The sequence below is a fragment of the Parahaliea maris genome (assembly GCF_008064665.1).
Taxonomy (GTDB): domain Bacteria; phylum Pseudomonadota; class Gammaproteobacteria; order Pseudomonadales; family Halieaceae; genus Parahaliea; species Parahaliea maris.
Map to the genome: position 1 here is coordinate 166,317 of NZ_VRZA01000008.1, position 20,027 is coordinate 186,343.

Consider the following 20,027-nt stretch of genomic DNA (forward strand, 5'->3'; position numbering starts at 1 on the left):
CTCGTCAGCATAAACTGATGAGCGCTTTTCCGCTTACGCAGACGCAGATCTTGCGCAATATAAGAATCGGTCAGGTAATGTCATGCATATTCTCGAGAAACCGGGCAGCCGGACGAAGAAAGGACTTCCCGAACCTGACACCGTGGAACTCGGACAGAATCAGGAAAATCAGTCCACCGGGAGACTGTCAGAAATCTTTCGCCCGGGACTGGGTGGCCAGTTGGTTCTCGCGATACTCTTTGTAAGCATAGTCAACATCGTGGCAATGGGTTTCGCGACACGCGTAGGTTTTGACCGCGGGTTTATCGATTATCTGAATGAGCGTGGGGTAGCGAAACTTGATGCGTTGGTCCCCCTCATGGCCGATGAGTATCGGAACAACGGCGACTGGAGTTACCTGCTCTCTTCGCCCCAGCATTGGTTCGAGTTAATGGGGCTCCCCGGCCAGGATCGAAGCGCGCCGCCACCGCAGACTGCGACACCCGTCCAGGGCCTGAAAAATGTCGATACGACGGGTACCGGGTTACGTATCGCGCTGCTGGACGGGGACCGGCGTTTCATCATTGGCTTCCTTGAAGGTGATTTCAATACCGTTGAACGTGCTATAAAAGTTGACGGAGATACTGTCGGCTGGCTGGTTTACGCGCCCTCCAATGAGGCAATCACCGATGCGGATTTAAGGTTCAAGAAAGATCAGGACCAGATCATGATGCTCACCGGTTTATCCGCCGTTGTCATCGCCGCCGCCCTCGCCGTCTTGCTATCTGGAAAATTCATAAGAAAATTACGGCCTGTTAGAACTGCAGTTGGGGAACTCGCAAGTGGAAACTACAAATTGCGACTAGCGGTGGATTCCAACGACGAGATCGCCGAGCTCTCGGCCGATGTCAATCACCTGGCCATGGTGTTGCAGCGAAATGAATCTGTCAGGCGAAACCTTATGGGAGACCTTTCCCATGAACTTAGAACCCCCATTGCCATCCTGCAAGCAGAACTGGAGTCTATACATGACGGTGTTCAGACCCCAAGTGAAGAATCGCTACGCTCGTTACTGACAGAGGTGAAGACGCTTGGGTTGCTGGTAGAAGATGTCTACGAAGTCTCTTCGAGTGATGCTGGTGCTCTCAGCTATCGAATGCACCCTGTCGACATTGGGGAAATCCTTGACTGTACCGTTCGCGCATTTGAAAACCGCCGCAATCAGAGAAAAATTGAACTTGAGTTTTCAGCCTGTAGTGGGCCACTTGTTGTTCAGGGAGACGATGGCAGGATCAATCAGCTTTTTAACAACCTGATTGAAAACTCGATGCGTTATACCTACACAGGTGGCAAGTTGAAGATCCATTGCCAGTCAGACTCCCAGAACGCTATTGTGGTATTTGAAGACTCCGCCCCCGGTGTGCCTGAAAATTTATTGGCAAGTTTGTTCGAGCGCTCCTTCATGGCCATGCAGCGTGTCGATAGTGCCGGCAAAGGCAATGGACTTGGCCTGGCCATTTGCAAGAATATTGTTGAAGCCCATCGAGGGCGCATCACGGCAGAGCCTTCAAGCCTGGAAGGCTTGAAGGTCACTGTATCGTTACCACTCGCAGATATTACATCCAGGTAGTTGGGAGCTATGATCACTAACGGAGTTCTGGTACTGGTTGTCGAGGACGAGGAAAAGTTAGCCAATGTTGTAGTCAAGTATCTCGAGGCCAACAACTATAAGGCGCATTGGGAGATGTTCGGAGAAAAGGCCGTCGAAGCGGCGCAAAAACTGTCTCCGGCATTGATCGTTCTCGACCTCAATCTGCCTGACATAGACGGCCTGGAGGTCTGCAAGCGAATCCGCGAGTTCAGTACTGCACCGATCATCATGCTGACGGCAAGGACTGAGGAGATTCAAAAAGTGTTGGGCCTGGATGCCGGTGCCGATGACTACGTCACCAAACCCTTTAGCCCTGGCGAACTGATGGCTCGCATAAGAGCCATGCTAAGAAGGCTCCAATGGCCGGAAGAAAAGCCCATAATCCCCGGGCTGGTCATGAATGCGGAGACCTACAAGGCGAACTTTGACGGCAAGAATCTCAACCTCACGCCGGTGGAATTTCGCTTGCTTGCGACGCTGTTGCAATCTCCCGGGAGAATCTACTCCCGGTCCCAGCTTCTGGACACGATATACGACGATTACCGCGATACAACCGACCGGGCTATTGACAGCCATATCCGCAATTTGCGAGGAAAGCTACGAAAGTTGAGCCCTGACGACGAACTGATTCGATCTGTGTACGGTGTCGGTTACAAGATTGATATCTGAGGAACCGAATCAACCCGGGATCCGGTCCTCCATAATTACTGCACACTTCCCTCTTACACTTTTCTACAATTTTCGGAAAAGTGTTTACCTCAGGGGAGTCAGTGAGAAAGTTTCTATTTAATCTGCACTGGATACTGGGCATTACCCTGGGTACGCTGCTGGCGATTTCCGGGGTTACTGGCGGGCTGATGGCATTTAAGCCCGAACTGATCGCCTGGGCCAATGGAGTCAACGAAGCACCCGAAGAACCGACTTCCCAACGACTACCCGCCGAAGTTATCTATGAACGGGTTCTGGCGCAGACCAGCGAATTCCGGCTACTCAAGCTGACACTGTACCCGGGCCGCAGCAGGTATTACCAGGCGGAATTGTTGCGCCGCGCTTCTGGTCAAAACGCGATGGGCAGCATGCCCCAACCCGAAATGCGGCTGGTTGATCCATACACCGGCGAAGTCCTGGGTCGGTCGTCATTAGGCGCCAGCATCGAAGCCACAATGGCCTGGTTGCAAAAAATTCACGAAGGCCACTGGTTCCGGCCCGATCACATTCTCTCCACCCCAGTCTGGACCTCAATGAGCGTAGCGGCATTCTGCCTGTACTTTGTCGTCCTGTCAGGTCTCTACCTGCGCTGGCCACGTGGGAGGTTAGCCAGAAAACCAAGCGCCTGGCTGAAGATTGACTTCCGTCTCAATGGCCGAGCCTTCCTGCGAAATCTTCACATGGTGATGGGCACAGTATTATTGCTCATCTATTTGATTGTGGCCCATACCGGGACGTTTCAGAGTACACCACTGAAGTGGTACGGACAGACTGTCAGGGACATACTGGGACAGCCGCAAGAGGACAAGCCTCCGCCTCCGCCTCCGGGCGGTCCTGCTACAACCAGCGACGTTCCCGCAATACCCGTGAATGAGGTGATACCACTCTTCACTGCCGCCAGAAACTTTACGGGCTGGCAAAAGATGGTGCTGCAACTACAGGATAACGATCCCGTTCTGTCCGGAGAGAGCGAGCGCATGACTTTCCGTATCGCTATCGACCCGGTTACTGGTGACGTCGAGAGTTCTACACTGCGTCAAAAAACGGACGAAAATTCATCATCGTTCGCACAAATGCTGGTTGAGCGCAACCAGGATATACACGAGGGAAGAATATTTGGAATTCCCGGAGTAGTCGTGATGATGACTGCGGCGTTCTCCATGCCCGTGTTCTACGTTACTGGCTGGGTGATGTACCTGCAGCGTCGCAAGCGACTGAAATCGAGTAACCGTCAGCGAAAAGGACAAGAAAAGGGCATTGCTGCAAAGCGTTAAACATGACTTACGGAAACCGGTATAAAAATAATGTACCCGAGCCTACCAAGGAGAACCAGAACAGCCGGCACTGCCTTGTTGTTGACGATGCTCTCTGGCTGCTCGGCAATGACCCCGGATGACCTCGCACCGCGAGCGGAGCATGCCCTACAGAAAAAGTCGCGATGGCAGTATACCCAGCAGAACGCTGAATCAGTCGTAAGGCTCACAGACCTCATCGACATACCCGATGTTATCAAACTTGTAACTCGTTCGCTGGTGAGCAACCCCGGTCTTCAACAGGTCCGGCTTTCGATGATGAAGGCACATGCAGCGCGGGTCCGAGCTGATTCTGCGAGTGTGCCGGGCGTTTCGCTGGGAATATATAAACAACGACAGGACCGTCAGGAAAGCAACTATCTATCCACCTTGAATGTCTCCTGGGAAATCGATATCTGGCAGAAACTGGCCGACTCCAGTCGAGCTGCGCAACTGGATGTGGTGTCTTCTGAAGCAAGTTATCGTGCAGCAAGAAACGCTCTGGCGGCAGCGGTAATACGAGCATGGTTGGAATCAGTACTCAATGCGCGGCTTATTGACATACAGACCCAAAGGCTGAATGTACTGGTCGCCAATGAGGATCTCATCACCATGCGTTACCGGTCAGGCCTCGGAGACCTGCAGTCGCTCGACGACGCTCGCACAGCTTCAGCCAATGGACGAGCCGTGCTGGTCGAATACAAGGAAAGCTTGCAGAGAAGTCTCCGGGCACTGGCAATTCTAACGGGCGAAAGATACACAGACCTGTCAATTTCGCTTCCCGAAGATTTCCCCAATGTGCTATTGGCTCTCTCCACAGTGCCAGAGCAGGATCTCGCATTACGACCCGACCTGCAGCAGGCATACGCTGATATCGCTGCAGCAGATTATAGAGTCAATGTGGCTTTCAAGAACTTGCTCCCGAGCCTGAGCCTGACCGGGACGTATGGGGACACTGGTCGCGATCTCGGGGATGTGCTGTTTGACAGTTCGGCCTGGAGCTTACTGGCTGGTATAACAGGACCAATTTTCAATGGAGGGCAGTTAAGTTCCGATCTGGAAACTGCAGAGCTTACAGCGGAACAGGCACTTTGGGCGTACCAGGAAAGACTGCTAACGGCAGTACAGGAAGTTAACGATGCACTGGGTAGTGAACAATCGCTACAGGGGCAGTTACAGCATGTTGAACAGGCCCTCCTGTTTGCTGAACGAAGTCTGATCAATTATCAACAAAAATACCGCAATGGTCTCGTGGATATCCTGGACTTGCTGCTTGTTCAGCAGACCGCTTTCAATCTTCAGGAACGCAGGGCGCAGCTCCGTTTTCAGCGACTGTCAAATCGGGTTGATCTGGGATTGGCTCTGGGGCTTGCGGCGTCAGAATGAATCGCGTATCAATGTCCCGCAATCAGCAATACCTCGCCTTCATAATTGGCGCGCTGGTTCTTACATACTTTGCGTTGTCTGGCTCGAAAATACCAACAGAGTCGCCTCCCTCGCGGCCTGGAATCGGCGCTCAGATGGACGGGGTTCTTCTCGAGGTTGGGGTAATTCCAGTGGAGTCCGCTAGCTATTACGGCAAAGTCAAGGGCTTTGGAGAAGCGCTCCCCCGAGACAAGCTGAGCCTTAAAGCGGAGGTCAGCGGGCGGGTGTTAAGCCTTCCCGACAATTTTGCAACCGGGATAACCGTCAGGAAGGGCGATCTGCTCGCCCTGGTGGACAGTACCGATTACAAGTACGAACTTGCCGTTGCACGATCTTCTGTTGTTGCCGCGGAGTTGTCATTAACGGAAGAACAGCGACTCGCCCGTCAGGCGCGAGCAGAATGGCAGAGTTCCGGACTGGAAGGAGAGCCAGACCCGCTGGTACTGCGAACGCTGCAGCTTGAATCCGCTGAAGCATCTCTCGAGCAGGCACAGAGACGGGTGGATCGGGCAAATCGCGACCTGCAAAACACCCAAATAACGGCTCCATTTGATGCGCTTATCATCAGCCGCGATGTGCAACCCGGTAGTTACCTCCAGGTCGGTTCACAGTTAGGCGTATTGTACGGGGTTGAGCGCCTGGAAGTTAGCGTCCCTTTGTCCGCTGACCAGTGGTCAATCTTTGGGGATTCCGGGAATATCGCCTTGGACAGTGTGATTGCGAGCCTGGCCAGCGTCGAAGATAATAAACGGTGGTCTGGACGTGTTGTTCGTGTAGAGCAGCACGTGAATACCGAATCACGCCAACGCTCCCTCGTAGTTGCTGTAGAAAATCCATTGATACAAGACACCCCACTGTATCCCGGCACCTATCTCGAGGTAACCATTCAGGGGAAGCAATTCGAAAATCTGTGGCGCGTACCAGAGACGTCCATTACCCCACAAGGGGAATTGTGGTATGTGGATACCGGGCATCAACTCCGGCGCTACAAGCCCCGGATTGTCTTCCGTGCGGATGGTTATGCCTATGTTAAAGCGTTGGCTGGCGAATCAAGATCCAGGATTGTTTCACGCCCACTGACTTCCTATCTCGCGGGGGTGAAAGTGCAGCCTGTCCAGGAGGCACTATGAGCGCTATCCGATCCCAGGATCCACGTCCGGTCGAAATATACCGCCGAGCTGGCATTATTGCATGGTTTGCCTCAAATCCCATCGCTGCCAATCTGCTTATGCTCACAGCTATCATCGCAGGACTACTCTCTCTCGGAGTTATCAGAAAAGAAGCCTTCCCTTCGGCACCAGCAGACCGGATTACAGTTTCAGTAAATTTTGATACGGGGTCGACACCCGAAATCGCCGAAGAGGGTATTGCACTCAAAGTGGAGGAGGCTCTTGAAGAAGTCCCCGGCATCAAAAGCATAACCTCCCAGTCCAGCAGCCGAGGCAGCACCGTCACCATCGAAAAGTTGAGTGATTACGATCTTGACCAACTCCTGCAGGATGTAAAAAGTCAGGTCGATGCGATTAACACATTCCCCACCTCAGCCAACAAACCAGTTGTTGCCAAGCAAAGACGTCAGCAGCATGTACTGTGGGTTCAGGTATTTGGCGACTCGGATCGCGAAACGCTCCAGACCCTCGCAGAGCGTATCAAGAGCGACCTGCTGGAAATGCCGGATGTGAGTAACATCACATTTACCGGAAAAGCCGAACCCATGATGCAGATTGAGATCGATCGCGGCCGCCTGCAGTCCTATGGTCTTACCATTGACGATATATCCAGAGCAATTAACGCGGAATCCTCGGCCTCACCCAGTACCAGTTTGCGCAACGCGCAAGGCGTAGTGCGCCTGACGACAACAGAGCTGGCTTCCACAATCTCCGAGTTTTCGCACATCCCACTGATAACGAATGCCAAGGGAACCGTTATTACACTCGGCGACATAGCAGAGTTGAAGGATGGATTCAACGACGAAGCACTCGTCCTCGCTCGCTATAACGGTGAAAACAGCATCGGTATAGAACTGCTGATTGGCGAGGATGGCGACATAATCCGAATTGCAGACCAGGGCATGGCTATCGTTGAGAAATGGCAAACCAGTGGTCTTGTACCGGAAGGCGTGAAAATTGTCGCCTGGTATGACCGGAGTCAGTTCATCATTGAACGTCTTACTCTACTTACCAAGAATGGACTTGGGGGGATTGCCCTGGTCTTTATCATACTCGCGCTATTTCTTAACATCAGGGTCGCCTTCTGGGTCGCAGCAGGTCTACCGTTCATATTTCTCGGTACGCTGTTTTTCATGACAGATAGTTTTGTCGGGATCACCATCAACGAAATGAGCACCTTCGGGTTCATCATGGCGCTCGGTATCGTTGTAGACGATGCCGTCGTGGTTGGAGAAAGTGTCTACACCACTCGACGTATTGAGGGCGACAGCCTGCAGAGCACTATCCAGGGCGTTCATCGTGTGGCGGTCCCAACGCTTATTGGTGTAATGACTACAGTAGCTGCGTTCGTTTGCCTGTCGCAGGTCGAGGGAATCCTCGGACGCATATATTCCCAGTTCGGCATAGTAGTCGCTATCTGTCTAATGCTGTCTGTTGTCGAATCAAAACTCATCCTGCCAGCTCACCTCGCGCACCTTGACACTCACCGCAAGGAGCATGAAGGGAAGACCGGATTTCTGGCGCGCTTGCAAAACGCCGCCGATAGAGGCTTGACCTGGTTTAATCACAATATTTACCGGGTGATCATCAAAAAGTCAGTGCAACACCGCTATATGGTGATTGGCGCATTCCTCTCTGTATTGATCGCAGTACTGAGTATGCCCTTCACGGGCGCTGTCCGCATTGGCTTTTTTCCAGCGATTCAGGACGACGTCATACGGGCTAACCTGGCTATGCAGAACGACGTCAGTTTTGGCCAAACAAGAAAAAACCTGCTGCGGCTCGAGGCAGCAGCCCGGTTGGCCGATAAGGAGCTGCGTGGAAATACTGATCAATCAGCCATTAGTAGTATGCAAGTGGCAGCAACCAGCGATCAGGCGGGTTCGATTGAGGTAGAGTTACAAAAAGGAGGGCCCTACCAAAGTAACGAGTTTGCTGACAGATGGCGCCAACTTTCCGGATTTCCGGAAGGTACTCGCCAATTGAGAATTATGGCGATTCGTATGCCGGTTGAAAATCTACGAATCGAGCTCAAATCCTGGAGTGTAGATTCGGCTACAGCTGCGGGCATGGATCTCAAGGGCTATCTGGAACAGCGCCAGGGTGTCAGCGGAATAGACGACAACCTGAGTGGCGGTGAGGCGCGCATGCGCTTCAAGCTCACCGAGTTAGGTCGTGCAATGGGACTGGATATGAGCGATCTTTCCAGCCAACTGCTGCAATCCTTCGGAGGGGGCGTAACACAGAAATTTCAGCGCGGTAAAGATGAAGTCAGGGTCAGGGTCAGCTTTCCGGATAACCAGCGTCAGACGCTGGATGACGTATTAAAGGCCCAGATATCAACCCCGGATGGCAGAACGATTCCTATAAATTCCGTTGTTTCGGTGCTCCCGGAGATTGCACCACAGGATATTACCAGGATCGATGGACTCCGCTCGGTCTATATTAGTGGTGTAGTAGACAAAGAGCTAGTGACTCCCGATGAGTTGGTATCAGAGCTAAAATCGACAATTATCCCGGATCTACGGCGCCGGTATCCCGATTTGATCGTGCGGTTCAGTGGAGAGGCAGAGCAGCAGAGGGAGACGACAGATTCAATGGAGCGGGTGTTCGCTATCACCATGTTGATTATCTACGCTCTGTTGGCGGTTCCGCTTCGGTCTTATATTCAGCCTCTGCTAATCATGACGGCCATACCTTTTGGTCTTGTCGGCGCTGTGCTGGGTCATTGGTTTCATGGACTAACACTGAGTGTCCTTTCGCTAAATGGAGTTCTGGCACTCAGTGGCGTAGTGGTGAATGACAGTTTGCTTCTGGTCAGTCGGTTCAACCAATTGATCGAAGAGGGGTTGGCCGTAAAGGACGCAATCGTAGAAGCCTGCACAAATAGACTCCGCGCGGTACTGTTGACATCGGTTACGACCTTTGCAGGGCTGGCACCGTTATTGTCAGAGACAACGCTGTCTGCCCAGTTTCTCATCCCGGCGGCTGCGGCACTGGCGTACGGAATCCTCTTTGCAACGGGAATAACGCTAGTACTGGTCCCTTGCCTGCTACAAATACAGGAGGACGCGAAATCCTATTTAGTCAAGCGACCAAAATCCGGGGTAGATAATCCGGCGGTCCAAAATGCTCGCGCTGCAAAGACCGGACTTATCTGAACAGGACGGCAACCGCACTCCGTATCCCGGTATTATACAAATCTTGCCGAATGCAAATTTCCTCCATTTTTGACAGTGAACATGAGACCACCCGTACATAAATCAGGCTAATTCAGGGCGAACGGATTATTGATCACCGTTTGCCGCCAAAATACGTTTTTCCAGGTCAATGAGGTCAAGTCATGTTCAAGAATAAGAATTTCGCGATCCATGCCATGCTTTTCATGGTTTTGGGTGTATTTTTCATGTTTTTCTATGCCGGCCTTCAGGTTGACCACTTGAACGTCCTTACTCCCTATTTGCAGGAGAATTTTGGCTGGAACGATCTCAAAATCACCAATCCGGTCACCGCGGCTTCGATCGTTACCATACTACTCTACCTCATCGTTGGGGCGGCATTGGTAAAGTACGGGGTCAAAGCCATATTGGTGCCCAGTCTCTGTGTCATGGCCCTGGGGTGTATGGGGATTGCACTTGCGGGTGACAGCTATCCGATATACGCCGCCAGTATCTTCCTGGTTCGCGCCCTGGTCGTCCCTCTCCAACTGGGCGCGTTTATGCTCTGTGCCAACTGGTTTATCAGGTACCGTGGCCGGGTTATGGGTGTTATTACTGCGGGCGGTCCATTTTTCTCAATTCTCGGCATTGCCGCCATGACGTCTATGGTCGGGTCCATAGGTCTGGGAGTCTATATTGTTATCGCCGGTGCACTACTCGTTCTGGCTTTACTGACCGCAATTGGCATGAAGGATACGCCGGAACAACTGGGGCTCAATCCTGACGGATCCGACCACCATCCGTACTCCGAGGAACACGAGTCAGCGAAGCCGATCAGTGTCAGGCAGTTGCTGAGCGAAGTACGGGCCTGGCAATTGATCATTTCCTACGGCATTCTGCAGTTTGTCATCGTTTCGATGATGTCCTATATGGCTGTCCGTTATATCAGCCTCAGTTCGGCGGAGAATGTGCCCAATCTGTTTGTCAGTGATGCACTCAAGTGGCTCGCGCTGGGCGCCGGCGCCGGTATCCCCATGAGTTATGTGTTGGGCTGGATAGATGACAGACTCGGTTCTATCAAGGCGTCTTTATTGTTGAATGTATTGTTTTTCTTTGCCGTAGTTCCGCTGGCTATCATGCCCGTCGGCGGGAATACAGCACTGATGGCTGTTTGGGCGTTCGGCGTTGCATGCATGGTCGGAGGCTTGCCTACCATGCACCCCTGCATTACATCCTACGTATACGGCCGACACCACTACATGGAAGCTAACAAGTGGATCATGACGATCCAGGCTATTCCGATGGCATTTGCCCTCACCTTCATGGGCGCTTTTAATAATGCAGGAAAACTGACAGAAGCTTACTATATCCTCATGGGTCTGCTGGTAATTTCGCTGTTCACCATTCTCAGCATGCGTAATATTCGTGACGCTAATGAGGAAGACCGGGATTACATATAAGTATCGCACTCAATTCCAGGCACACCGCTACAAATGGATAACAGACTGAGATGAAGTCCGTAAACGCACTGGTTTCCACACCAGGAAAAGTCGTACTGGTTGAGAACGAAGTTTCAGAACCCGGTCCGGATCAGGTTTTGCTGAGAGCTCTAAAGAGTTCCTTGAGTCCAGGCACCGAGCGCGCTTTGATGGCTGGCAGTATTCTGCCTCTACCCCAGGTCATGGGTTACAGCCTGACGGCACGGGTAGAGGCTGTCGGTTCACGGGTGACGGATTTCTTGGTGGGTGACCATGTGGTATCCACGGCCAGTCATTCCGAGTTGCAACTCATGGACCCTCGCAACCTCACTGCCGTACCGTCTGGCGTTTCGCTGGAACAGGCGTCCTTCTTTAACCTCGCCCACACAGCCCTGTATGGCGTGCGCCGTTCAGGCATTCAGCTTGGAGAACCTGTTGTGGTTATGGGGCAGGGTCTGGTGGGCACAATTGCCGCAATGCTGGCCAAACTTGCTGGCGCCCTGCCAGTCATTGTTACTGATATCGACGATGAGCGCCTGTCGCTGTCACGGGCGCTGGGCGCCGATGTGATCATCAATACGGCCAGGGAAAGCGATTCGCTTACGCAGGCTGCTCTCGATCTGGGCGGCATTCCTGTCGTTATTGAGGCCACCGGACTGCGCTCACCACTCGAGGAGGCCGCGGGACTGATTTCTGAACGCGGCCGACTGGTGATGATGTCGACCACCAAGGAAGCAACCTCCCCCGGCCTTGCGGAAACGCTGATGATGAAAGGTGCTTCGCTTATTGGTGGCTACGTCAATTCCAAACCGTTTGCCTTGCATCGCTCCGACCTTGAAATCACTGGCACCTGGCCACCTTCCATGATGGCGGGATCTCGCACTTATCAATCCTCCGATGTCTGGACCAGTGAAGAAGACATCCGCACATTTCTTAACTTGCTCAAGTTAAAACGCCTCAACCTGGACCCCTTGATTAGTCACCGCTTTTCAGTAGACCGAATTCCCGAAGCCTACGACCTGGTATGGAAAAGGGACCCACGATTACTGGGCGGCGTTATCGACTGGACTTGATGCCAGCCGTAACCATAGTTCCCCCTTTAGCGGGTACTATTCGTCGATCAGTCATACGGCGGCGTCCACTTATAACCTGGAAACACCAGCCGTAGAACTGATCGACGAAGCCTGTTAGCGATGGTGCCCTAGAAGTTATAGCCCAGTACCAATCCGTAAGTACGCGGATCGGAGACAAACCGGCGGTAAACAGGATAGACGTAAGTGGTCTGATCGTCGTCCTCGATATTCTTCAGGAACGCACTGGCGTACCAAGAGTTGTCCGGTGAATCGAAGCGAATTGAAAAGTCGGTTCTGGTATAGTCCTCCTGGTAGGCGCCGGGTAGATACTGCTCAGGCGAAACATAGTATCCATCGGAATAATGCGTATTCAATGCGAAACGCAGGTCCCCGCCAAACACTTCGAAGGTTTGTGAAATACCCAGGCTGCCGGAAAATTCCGGTGCGTTTTGAATGGGACGGCCACCGAGATCGAAATCCCCCTGATTCGCGAAAGGGCTGTTAGGCAATATAGCCGACCCATATTCGGCATCCAGATAAGCCAAAGACAGGCTCAGATCGCCACCCTCCCAGAGGGCAAACCGCGATTCAAGTTCCAATCCGTTCAGAGTGGTATCATCGGCGTTCTTGATTACGACAAAATCCGCACTTGCCCCCAGGTCTCCTGCAGGCTGCGTTTCAAATACTGAAAACTGATAGTTGTCATAGTCGTAGCGGAAAGCCGCCACATTGACCTGAGCCCGATAGTCCCAGAACTGGCTTTTCAGACCGACTTCATAGGCTATCAAATCCTCTGGATCGAACGAGGTAGGCGGGAACGTGGGAGATATCCCCCCCTGTTTAAATCCGGTAGCCACGTGAGCGTAAAACAGCGTATTTTCCCCGAGGTCGTACTCCAATCCCAGTTTGTACTGACTGCTGTCCTGGCTATCATCGAAAGCAAAGGAATCGCTTGCAGTTCCGCCAGGAGAGGTGAGCAGGTATTCGTAGTCCTGAGCGGTATCGTCACGACTCAGGCGCAATCCAGCCGTCAACCGAAACAGCTCCGTCACCGAATAGGTTAGCTGACCGAAGGCAGCGATGGTCTCGGACGGCTGGAAGGTATTGTTCAAAGACAGCAGATCACCACTCGAGGTAAACGTGTCAACAGGCAATTCCCCGTCGCCCTGGTCTGACTCCAACCAGTACAAACCCGCCACGTACTGCCAGGGCCCGTCACTTTCCGAACTCAATCGCAGCTCCAAGGACGTGTACTCGACCTCGGCAAGCTGATCGCCATATGTCGATATATCGTAAGTTGGACCAGCAAACGGTACGATTGATCCAAACAGATAGTTGCTCACTAGCCGATTCTCGATCTTCGTATACGAAGGCAGAACCGTAAGCGTTGCAAAATCCAGACCGACATTAATCTCTGCGCTGTAGGACTCTGATCGCCGCTCAATAAATCCTGGTAGATGCTCTCGGTTGTTGGACCAGGCATCGCCATTGTCTCGCTGCTCCCATCCGTCCGGGAACCTGAACACCGGGAATCCGGGTGGACCAAAGGGCGGGATCATCGTGGGATCGAAATTTTCAATAAAGAACGGCGGGGGGAATGCCAGGTTTCCGGCGGAACCGGGCACAGGCACCGTATTCTGCCCTGTGCCCCCCTGATCGAACACATCGGCTTTGGCAATTACATTGAAGTTATCATTCGGTTCGAAAAGCAACTTGGCACGAAGGCCCCAAAAATCCGAATCGTTACCACCATCATCAATGTACCCATCCCTGTCCTCCGTAACGCCGGCAAAACGAACGGCGACGGTTTCTCCGAGTGGTATGTTAATTGCGCCTTCGGCCCGACGCAGGTCATAGTTCCCGATTGTCCCCGAGATAAACCCGGTTATTTCGTCGAGTGTTGGGTTGTTTGTGATGACATTGACAACACCACCGGAGGCGTTGCGACCATACAGCGTACCCTGTGGTCCTCGCAGCGCCTCTACCCTTGCGACATCGAACGCACCAGCGCTGACTGCTTCGGTACGCCCGTTATAAACCCCATCCACCATAAGGGCAACGGCCGGGTCAGCGAACATCGGGTCGATCGACGAGCCGACGCCTCTGATGTAAATCTGGGCTCCCTGTGCCAAGCCCTGAACCTCTATCGAATTGAAGTCCTTGAGCACATCGGCTAGCGAGCTTTTGGCGTCCTTTATGATATCCTGACCAAGAATCGCGGAAACAGACAGGGGCGTATTCTGCAGGGTCTGTTCGCGCTTCTGCGCTGTGACGATAATTTCCTCCAATACCAGTCGGCCGTCATCAACTTGTGCATACGCACTGGTTGAAACCAGCGCCGCAATCGCAGTCGCTGCGAACGGTATTTGGTGTTCTCTTGACGATTTCCAGGTGAACTTCATTGTGTCTCTCCCGTATTAATATTATGGGTTTTGCTTTTGAAAACTGATCACTTAAAACGCCTTTTGGCATCACTCCTGTACGGCCGTGGCTGAGACGCAATTCGCGAGAACTGGTCGAGGCCGCTGAGTCAAACTGGCCGGATTCCTATTGAGTCATTTGTGCGAATCTACAAACCTATGCTTGATGGCACCGAATACAGACTGGCCGCCAGAATCCAGAACGTCGAATTCCAGTGTCTCGCCAAATTTAATGAAATCCGTGCGGAATTCCCCGTACTCGATTTTATCCAGGGCCCTGCGCTCGGCCAGGCATGCGGAACCGACCTCTTTGCAATTCTGATTGGAAACCGTGCCGGAACCGACAATCGCTCCTGCACGAAGATTTCGGTTATAGCCCAGATGACTTATTATCTGGCCAAAGCTGAAATCCATTTCTCCGCCGTTGGGATTACCGAACCACTCGTCATTGCGTTTGACGCGCATATCAAGGTGAATTCGACCATGACGCCACGCATCGCCAAGTTCGTCCAGAGTTACGGCAACGGGAGCAAACACAGTGGCCGGTTTGGCGTTAATAAAACCAAACCCCATACTCAATTCACGAAACAGGTGAGTCCGCATGCTCACGTCGTTCATAATCGTGATCAGTTTAATATGCTTCTCCGCATCCTCGGGTGAAACCCCCATCGGAACGTCATCAAGAATTACTGCAAACTCCCCTTCAAAATCGCAGTTATCCTCTTCATCAGGGAACGGGTAGTCATCACGGGGACCAAGAAAGTCATCACTCTGTCGCTGGACCAGAATCGGTATGCCCTTGTCTTTCTTGACGTCGAGGTCAAAGGCCTTCTCCATGATATCGCCATGGTTAAGGAAGGCTGAAGCGTCAACAAACTGGTAGCATCTTGGCAATGGAGACATCACCCTGGCAGGGTCAAATGCGAAGGCATCCTTAAGGTTACCTGCATTGAGATGTTCATAGCGGTTCCGCAGGGGCTCTTCCACCGACTCCCAGTTTTCGAGCGCTTCGATCATGGTGTCGACTACGGTACTCGCATAGACTGCTTTCGATAAATCCCTGGAGACTATTAGCAGACGGCCGTCCCGTGTGCCGTTATTAAGGGTGGCAAGTTTCATGGATATCTCCTAGAACCGTACACCGCCATCGCAGTTGATCGTCTGCCCAGTGACGAAGCCGCAATGCTCGGAGGTTAGAAACAGCAGGGCACCCACCAGATCGGCGGGCTCCTCGGTGCGCTTGATGAGTTGCAGGTCCCGTACAGAGTCGAAGAGTTCGGTGGGCAGGTTTTTTTCCGACTCCACAGTCCGCGTCAGGCCCGGGGACAGGGCATTTACCAGGATGCCGTCTCCACCGAATTCCGCTGCCAATGCACGGGTCAGGCCGATTCCGGCCATCTTCGTAGTAACGTAGGCCAGGAAGCCGGGCATTGGCGTTCCTGTAGTACTGGAGGCGATTTGCACGATGCGGCCGTATCCCCGCTCGGACATACCCGGCGTGAGCAATTTGGCGAGCAGGAAGGAGGCTTCGACATTGATCGCCTCAAAACGCCGAAACTGTTCGAGAGTCAGCTCCGCAAAGGGCGTAACGGGCATATAGGCGGCATTGTTGACCAGGATGTCGCAGCGGCCAAAGCTTTCCAGTACACCTTCGACAAACAGTTTAATCTGCGCTGCATCAGAAAGATCACAGCGCTGGACAAACGTACGGCGACCTAGCGCTTCAATGTCGGCGGCTACCGCCGTCGCATCAGCAATATCCGCGATCGCGATGTCGCAGCCCCTGGCCGCAAGCGCCAGGGAGAATTCGCGCCCGAGGCCACCGGCAGCACCGGTAATAACGGCAACGCGTCCAGTGTGACTGCCGGACATTATCCTGCCTCCTTCGTGCACGAGTGGTCATACGCGCACCAGTTTATAAAGGCAGGGACAGGGCAAGAACTCGTTTATACGAATTACAGCTATCGGTTTCCCGGATAGTGATGCGTTCAGCCCCCAAAGAGTACCAGACGGGACGCTGCTTAACGCTCGCGGGCAACCTGTACAATCTGCTCGCTCAACCACTGTATTCCGGGGTCCAGGTCGCGAAATTTGTGCCACTGGATGCCCCAGGGAATACTCGGCATCTTCAGGGGTACCGGCACCATTTTCAGCGGCAGGTAATTGACCCACTGCTCCGCCAACTGCTTATACACAGTGGCGATCCGCATGGTGCCGCTGAGATATTGGGGAATGGCGCTGAAGGTCGAGGCCACGATCTCCTCCCGCAGTTCCAGCCCCTGACGTTCGCTCAGGTAAATCTGGTCCTGGCTCTGGGCGCGCTGTGAGCCGAACCTCACGGTGACGTGACCAGCGGACAGGAACTTTTCTACCGTTAATTCGCCATTCAGCAAGGGGTTCTCCTCCCAACCGATACACACAAATTCCTCATTGAACAGCGTACGGGAGGGATGATCTCCAGACAAAACATGCTCTGGCATAATCAGGAAGTCTACATCCCCCTGTTCCAGCTTTTCCCAGGGGTTATTGGTGGGCGCAAAGAACTCGAAACGCAGTCCCGGGGCGAGTTCTGTCACCCTGCGAATCACATCAGCCATCAGTGTGGTAGCGGTGTAATCACTGACCAGGAAGCGAAATTTCCGCCGGGATTCTGACTCGTCAAAATCAAGCTTGCGTTCGACCGTGGCCTGAATCTGCAGGAGGATGTTGTGCACCGGCGCCGCAAGGCTTTCCCCCAGCGGCGTCGGCGCCATCTGTGCACCGACACGAACCAGCAGGTCGTCCTCAAAGAACTCGCGTAATCGAGCCAGTGCGCCGCTGGTCGCGGGCTGGCTCAGGTGAATGCGCTCGGCAGCGCGGGTGATGCTGCGCTCGCTGAGCAAGGCATCCAGTGCTACAAGTAGGTTCAGGTCGAGACGGTTCAGTCGCATTATGCTCTCCTGCGATCGCCAGCACCTGCCACAGGGTCCGACGAATTGTTATAAGCAGGAGTATAACGACAATATGCTGGCAGGACAGCTCAGAAGCCGTCCGTGACCAGTGCCACCTGACTTGTGAGATCGAATAATGTACTCAGTTTGGCAACGATCTGGAAAGCGGTGGAACGCGAATCGGCTTGGAATCGGCTAAATCGGCGCCAGCAGTGCCGCGATCGACAGGCTCATGATCTGGCCGTGTTCTTCACGCGAACCCCCGGTCATCTCGATTTCACCCAGGCGGCTGGAATTGGCGACGATCATACGGCAGCGTTCCCAGCGGCGGTTCTGGTAGCGTTCGAGCACCTCAGGCAGGGCACCGCCGCGCGCGAACTCCTCACCCAGCACTACCGCATCCTCGTGCCCCATTCCGGCGCCAGAGGCCATATGGGGGGTAGTAGCGTGTACACAGTCGCCGATCAGTAACACCCGCCCCTTGTACCAGGGGCGCGGCATCATCATGCCCTCCAGCGGCCGGTAGAGAATCTGGCAACTCTCGTCGAGATATTCCCGGATCTTTACCAGTATCGGCGCCGTGTATTCGTCCAGCAGTCCGCGCAGGTGTGGCAGCAACTGGTCGTCGGGAATGCGTTCCCGGGTCGGGCGCAGCTCGGTGTAGTAGAGGTACATTTCATCATCTGACACCGGGGTGAAGCCGACCTTGCTGTCCTTGCCAAAAAACATCATGGAGGTCTCCGCGCCAAAGCGGGGCAGGACGGCCCGCCACACGCCCTGCCCCGAGTAGGCAGGGGTGGGTGCTTCGGGAAACAGGGCTTTGCGCACCGAAGAGTAAACCCCGTCGGCGGCGACCAGCAGGTCGTAGGACTGCCTGGTGCCATCGGTGAACTCCACCGTAACGGCGTCCTCGTCCTGCTCGATTTTGCTGAAAGTGGTGCCAAGGCGCACCACTGCACCAGACGCGCGGGTCGCGTCGGCGAGGATATTCGCCAGTACCGGCCGCATGATGCCGCCACCGCCAAGGATATCCGTCCCGGGCACCTGGGGCGTCTCGATGCGATGCAGCAGGGTGCCGTCTGCCGAGTACTGCTCCACACCGCGGGTCATGGCTCCCTGCTCGCGGAACTGCGGCAGAACACCGATTGCGCCCAGCGCTCGCAGCGAGGGGCCACTGACGGTAATGCCCGCTCCGTCAGTGCGCCAGTTCGGATCGATCTCGGCAATCTCCACATCGACACCGAGTTTGCGAAACTGGATCGCCGTGGACATTCCGGAAAAGCCGCCACCAATAATCAATACGCGTTGTGCTGGCAAAGCCATTTTATTGTTCCTCCACTCCCGCGTCGGGATACCAGTACAACTGTTCGTCACCTTCCAGTCGCACGTTCAAAGCTTTCAGTCCCAGTCCACGACAGGGACCCATTGTGCATTCGCCACTTTCCACATCAAAAAGGGCACCGTGACCGGCACAGACAATGTGCGTTCGCTCACTGTCCAGGTACTCGTGTTTGCGCCAGGGCATCGATGCACCTTCGTACCCGGGATGGGGGCAGGCATTGCGCCAGGCGTAAATCTGTCGACCCCGGCGCACGACAAACAGGTAGTCGCGACCGCCACCCCGGGGATCGAACCCACGGCTGTGCCCGTCCGGAATGTCCCGCAGCGCACACAGGTGCACTCTCGCCAAACTCCCTCCGGGGCTGGTCAGTGCGGATCTCCCCCCGGCATCCAGTTGTCTACCAGGGTGAAATTGAATATCTGGGAGGCATCCTCCGAGGACTCACAAGCCCGCGGTTCCCAGCTATCGTCGTGCAAATCCATATCGGCGTCGTATTCAACGTGCACGCCCATGGGGCTGTTGAAGTACCAGAACCAGTTGGAGCCAAAAATGTGACGACCGGGGCCCCAGAATGACTCATAGCCCTTGTCCTGGAAGCGCTTGCCCGCCTGCAGCAGGTCGCTGGGATTGGCCATGTGGAAGGTGAAATGTTCGACCCCCTGCATGTGGGGCGGCGTATGCACCATGAACAATGTGTGATGGTCCAGGGTTCCCGCCGGGCGCAAAAACGGCCCCAGGTTGGTAAAGCGATCGGCAACGCGAAATCCCAGTCGCTCCACATAGAAGGCCTCGGCCTTGTGCTGGTCAGGGACAAAGTACACCACATGTGACAGTGTCACCGGCACAATGTCCTTATCGACAGCGGCCCCGATGACATTCACCCCGCGGTTCTGCCTGGCGCCGGGACAATTGACGATCTCGTCAGCGGCTTCCAGGGGGCGGCGGATACTCACCTGAAAGCCCAGGGCGAAGCCCATGTCATCCAGGGTTTCAATAGAGCCGTCGTCCAGGCGCTTGACCTCGCGATCCCTGCCCAGTTCCTCGGCAATCTGCTCCAGGGTAGCCGCGTCAGCCACGCCGTAGATGGTCTTGCGCAGGGTGCTCCCGGTGGGCAGCGCAGGTGGGAGGGAGGGGTCATCAGCGCGGCGAATTTCCACATAGGTGCCGTCCAGGCCCTCGAAGCGCCCGCCCTGCGCCGACACGTCCCGGGGAATCAAGCCATAGTCTGTCAGGTACTGGTTGCAGGCAGCGACATTGTCGACACCAAATACCAGGCCATCGGGTCCGAGGATATTCATTGCCAGTTACCACCTCTTGTTGTGCTGTGATTGATGTACTCAGTGGCCACTGAGTCTAGTGAGGGGCCACCGGCTGAACAAATCGTTTGTGCCGATGCGGGCTA

General features: G+C 54.1%; 15 protein-coding genes. 8 read left to right on the top strand and 7 right to left on the bottom strand.

Annotated features, from left to right (window positions below):
• Positions 1-82: 82 nt before the first annotated feature.
• The 8 genes from FV139_RS18690 (at position 83) to FV139_RS18725 (ending at position 11,933) form a co-directional block, all read left to right on the top strand.
• Positions 83-1,609, top strand: coding sequence for an ATP-binding protein (locus tag FV139_RS18690; RefSeq protein ID WP_148070003.1), 1,527 nt, complete (start codon positions 83-85; stop codon positions 1,607-1,609).
• Between the two features lie 9 nt (positions 1,610-1,618).
• Entirely contained in the window at positions 1,619-2,299 is a 681-nt protein-coding gene (locus tag FV139_RS18695) for a response regulator (RefSeq protein WP_148070004.1), read from the top strand.
• A gap of 101 nt (positions 2,300-2,400) precedes the next feature.
• A complete protein-coding gene (locus FV139_RS18700; RefSeq protein ID WP_187276640.1) occupies positions 2,401-3,612 on the top strand; it encodes a PepSY-associated TM helix domain-containing protein in 1,212 nt (403 codons plus the stop codon).
• A 108-nt stretch (positions 3,613-3,720) separates the two neighbouring features.
• The gene (locus FV139_RS18705) at positions 3,721-5,016 is read left to right on the top strand and encodes a TolC family protein (RefSeq protein ID WP_187276641.1); all 1,296 of its coding nucleotides are present in this window, start codon (positions 3,721-3,723) and stop codon (positions 5,014-5,016) included.
• 11 nt (positions 5,017-5,027) lie between these two features.
• Positions 5,028-6,185 carry an efflux RND transporter periplasmic adaptor subunit gene (locus FV139_RS18710; protein ID WP_187276642.1) on the top strand — a complete coding sequence of 386 codons (1,158 nt, stop codon included), beginning with the start codon at positions 5,028-5,030 and terminating at the stop codon, positions 6,183-6,185.
• Entirely contained in the window at positions 6,182-9,385 is a 3,204-nt protein-coding gene (locus tag FV139_RS18715; protein ID WP_148070009.1) for an efflux RND transporter permease subunit, read from the top strand. The genes FV139_RS18710 and FV139_RS18715 overlap by 4 nt, the downstream gene beginning before the upstream one ends.
• 182 nt (positions 9,386-9,567) lie before the next feature.
• Positions 9,568-10,842, top strand: coding sequence for an MFS transporter (locus FV139_RS18720; protein WP_148070010.1), 1,275 nt, complete (start codon positions 9,568-9,570; stop codon positions 10,840-10,842).
• Between the two features lie 50 nt (positions 10,843-10,892).
• A complete protein-coding gene (locus FV139_RS18725; protein WP_148070011.1) occupies positions 10,893-11,933 on the top strand; it encodes a zinc-dependent alcohol dehydrogenase in 1,041 nt (346 codons plus the stop codon).
• Between the two features lie 128 nt (positions 11,934-12,061).
• Here FV139_RS18725 and FV139_RS18730 read toward each other — a convergent pair whose 3' ends face one another.
• From FV139_RS18730 to FV139_RS18760, 7 genes are all read right to left on the bottom strand, one after another.
• Positions 12,062-14,335: a TonB-dependent receptor gene (locus FV139_RS18730; RefSeq protein WP_148070012.1), complete on the bottom strand. Its 2,274-nt coding sequence runs from the start codon at positions 14,333-14,335 to the stop codon at positions 12,062-12,064.
• 153 nt (positions 14,336-14,488) lie between these two features.
• Positions 14,489-15,472: a fumarylacetoacetate hydrolase family protein gene (locus tag FV139_RS18735; RefSeq protein WP_148070013.1), complete on the bottom strand. Its 984-nt coding sequence runs from the start codon at positions 15,470-15,472 to the stop codon at positions 14,489-14,491.
• 9 nt (positions 15,473-15,481) lie between these two features.
• Entirely contained in the window at positions 15,482-16,225 is a 744-nt protein-coding gene (locus FV139_RS18740) for an SDR family NAD(P)-dependent oxidoreductase (RefSeq protein WP_148070014.1), read from the bottom strand.
• A 149-nt stretch (positions 16,226-16,374) separates the two neighbouring features.
• Positions 16,375-17,283, bottom strand: a complete 909-nt coding sequence (locus FV139_RS18745) for a LysR family transcriptional regulator (RefSeq protein ID WP_148070015.1) — start codon at positions 17,281-17,283, stop codon at positions 16,375-16,377.
• Between the two features lie 195 nt (positions 17,284-17,478).
• On the bottom strand, positions 17,479-18,606 hold the full coding sequence (locus FV139_RS18750) for an FAD-dependent oxidoreductase (RefSeq protein ID WP_148070016.1): 1,128 nt from the start codon (positions 18,604-18,606) through the stop codon (positions 17,479-17,481).
• 1 nt (position 18,607) lies between these two features.
• Positions 18,608-18,964 carry a Rieske (2Fe-2S) protein gene (locus FV139_RS18755; RefSeq protein ID WP_235898726.1) on the bottom strand — a complete coding sequence of 119 codons (357 nt, stop codon included), beginning with the start codon at positions 18,962-18,964 and terminating at the stop codon, positions 18,608-18,610.
• Positions 18,965-18,990: 26 nt separating this feature from the next.
• Positions 18,991-19,923 carry a VOC family protein gene (locus tag FV139_RS18760; RefSeq protein ID WP_148070018.1) on the bottom strand — a complete coding sequence of 311 codons (933 nt, stop codon included), beginning with the start codon at positions 19,921-19,923 and terminating at the stop codon, positions 18,991-18,993.
• Between the last annotated feature and the right edge of the window lie 104 nt (positions 19,924-20,027).

Bases quoted from the DNA above. Each gene is read 5' to 3' on its own strand.
- FV139_RS18735 (WP_148070013.1), bottom strand. From the start codon at position 15,472: ATGAAACTTGCCACCCTTAATAACGGCACACGGGACGGCCGTCTGCTA.
- FV139_RS18715 (WP_148070009.1), top strand. From the start codon at position 6,182: ATGAGCGCTATCCGATCCCAGGATCCACGTCCGGTCGAAATATACCGC.
- FV139_RS18720 (WP_148070010.1), top strand. From the start codon at position 9,568: ATGTTCAAGAATAAGAATTTCGCGATCCATGCCATGCTTTTCATGGTT.
- FV139_RS18705 (WP_187276641.1), top strand. From the start codon at position 3,721: ATGACCCCGGATGACCTCGCACCGCGAGCGGAGCATGCCCTACAGAAA.
- FV139_RS18745 (WP_148070015.1), bottom strand. From the start codon at position 17,283: ATGCGACTGAACCGTCTCGACCTGAACCTACTTGTAGCACTGGATGCC.
- FV139_RS18730 (WP_148070012.1), bottom strand. From the start codon at position 14,335: ATGAAGTTCACCTGGAAATCGTCAAGAGAACACCAAATACCGTTCGCA.
- FV139_RS18690 (WP_148070003.1), top strand. From the start codon at position 83: ATGCATATTCTCGAGAAACCGGGCAGCCGGACGAAGAAAGGACTTCCC.
- FV139_RS18710 (WP_187276642.1), top strand. From the start codon at position 5,028: ATGTCCCGCAATCAGCAATACCTCGCCTTCATAATTGGCGCGCTGGTT.
- FV139_RS18760 (WP_148070018.1), bottom strand. From the start codon at position 19,923: ATGAATATCCTCGGACCCGATGGCCTGGTATTTGGTGTCGACAATGTC.
- FV139_RS18725 (WP_148070011.1), top strand. From the start codon at position 10,893: ATGAAGTCCGTAAACGCACTGGTTTCCACACCAGGAAAAGTCGTACTG.
- FV139_RS18695 (WP_148070004.1), top strand. From the start codon at position 1,619: ATGATCACTAACGGAGTTCTGGTACTGGTTGTCGAGGACGAGGAAAAG.
- FV139_RS18740 (WP_148070014.1), bottom strand. From the start codon at position 16,225: ATGTCCGGCAGTCACACTGGACGCGTTGCCGTTATTACCGGTGCTGCC.
- FV139_RS18750 (WP_148070016.1), bottom strand. From the start codon at position 18,606: ATGGCTTTGCCAGCACAACGCGTATTGATTATTGGTGGCGGCTTTTCC.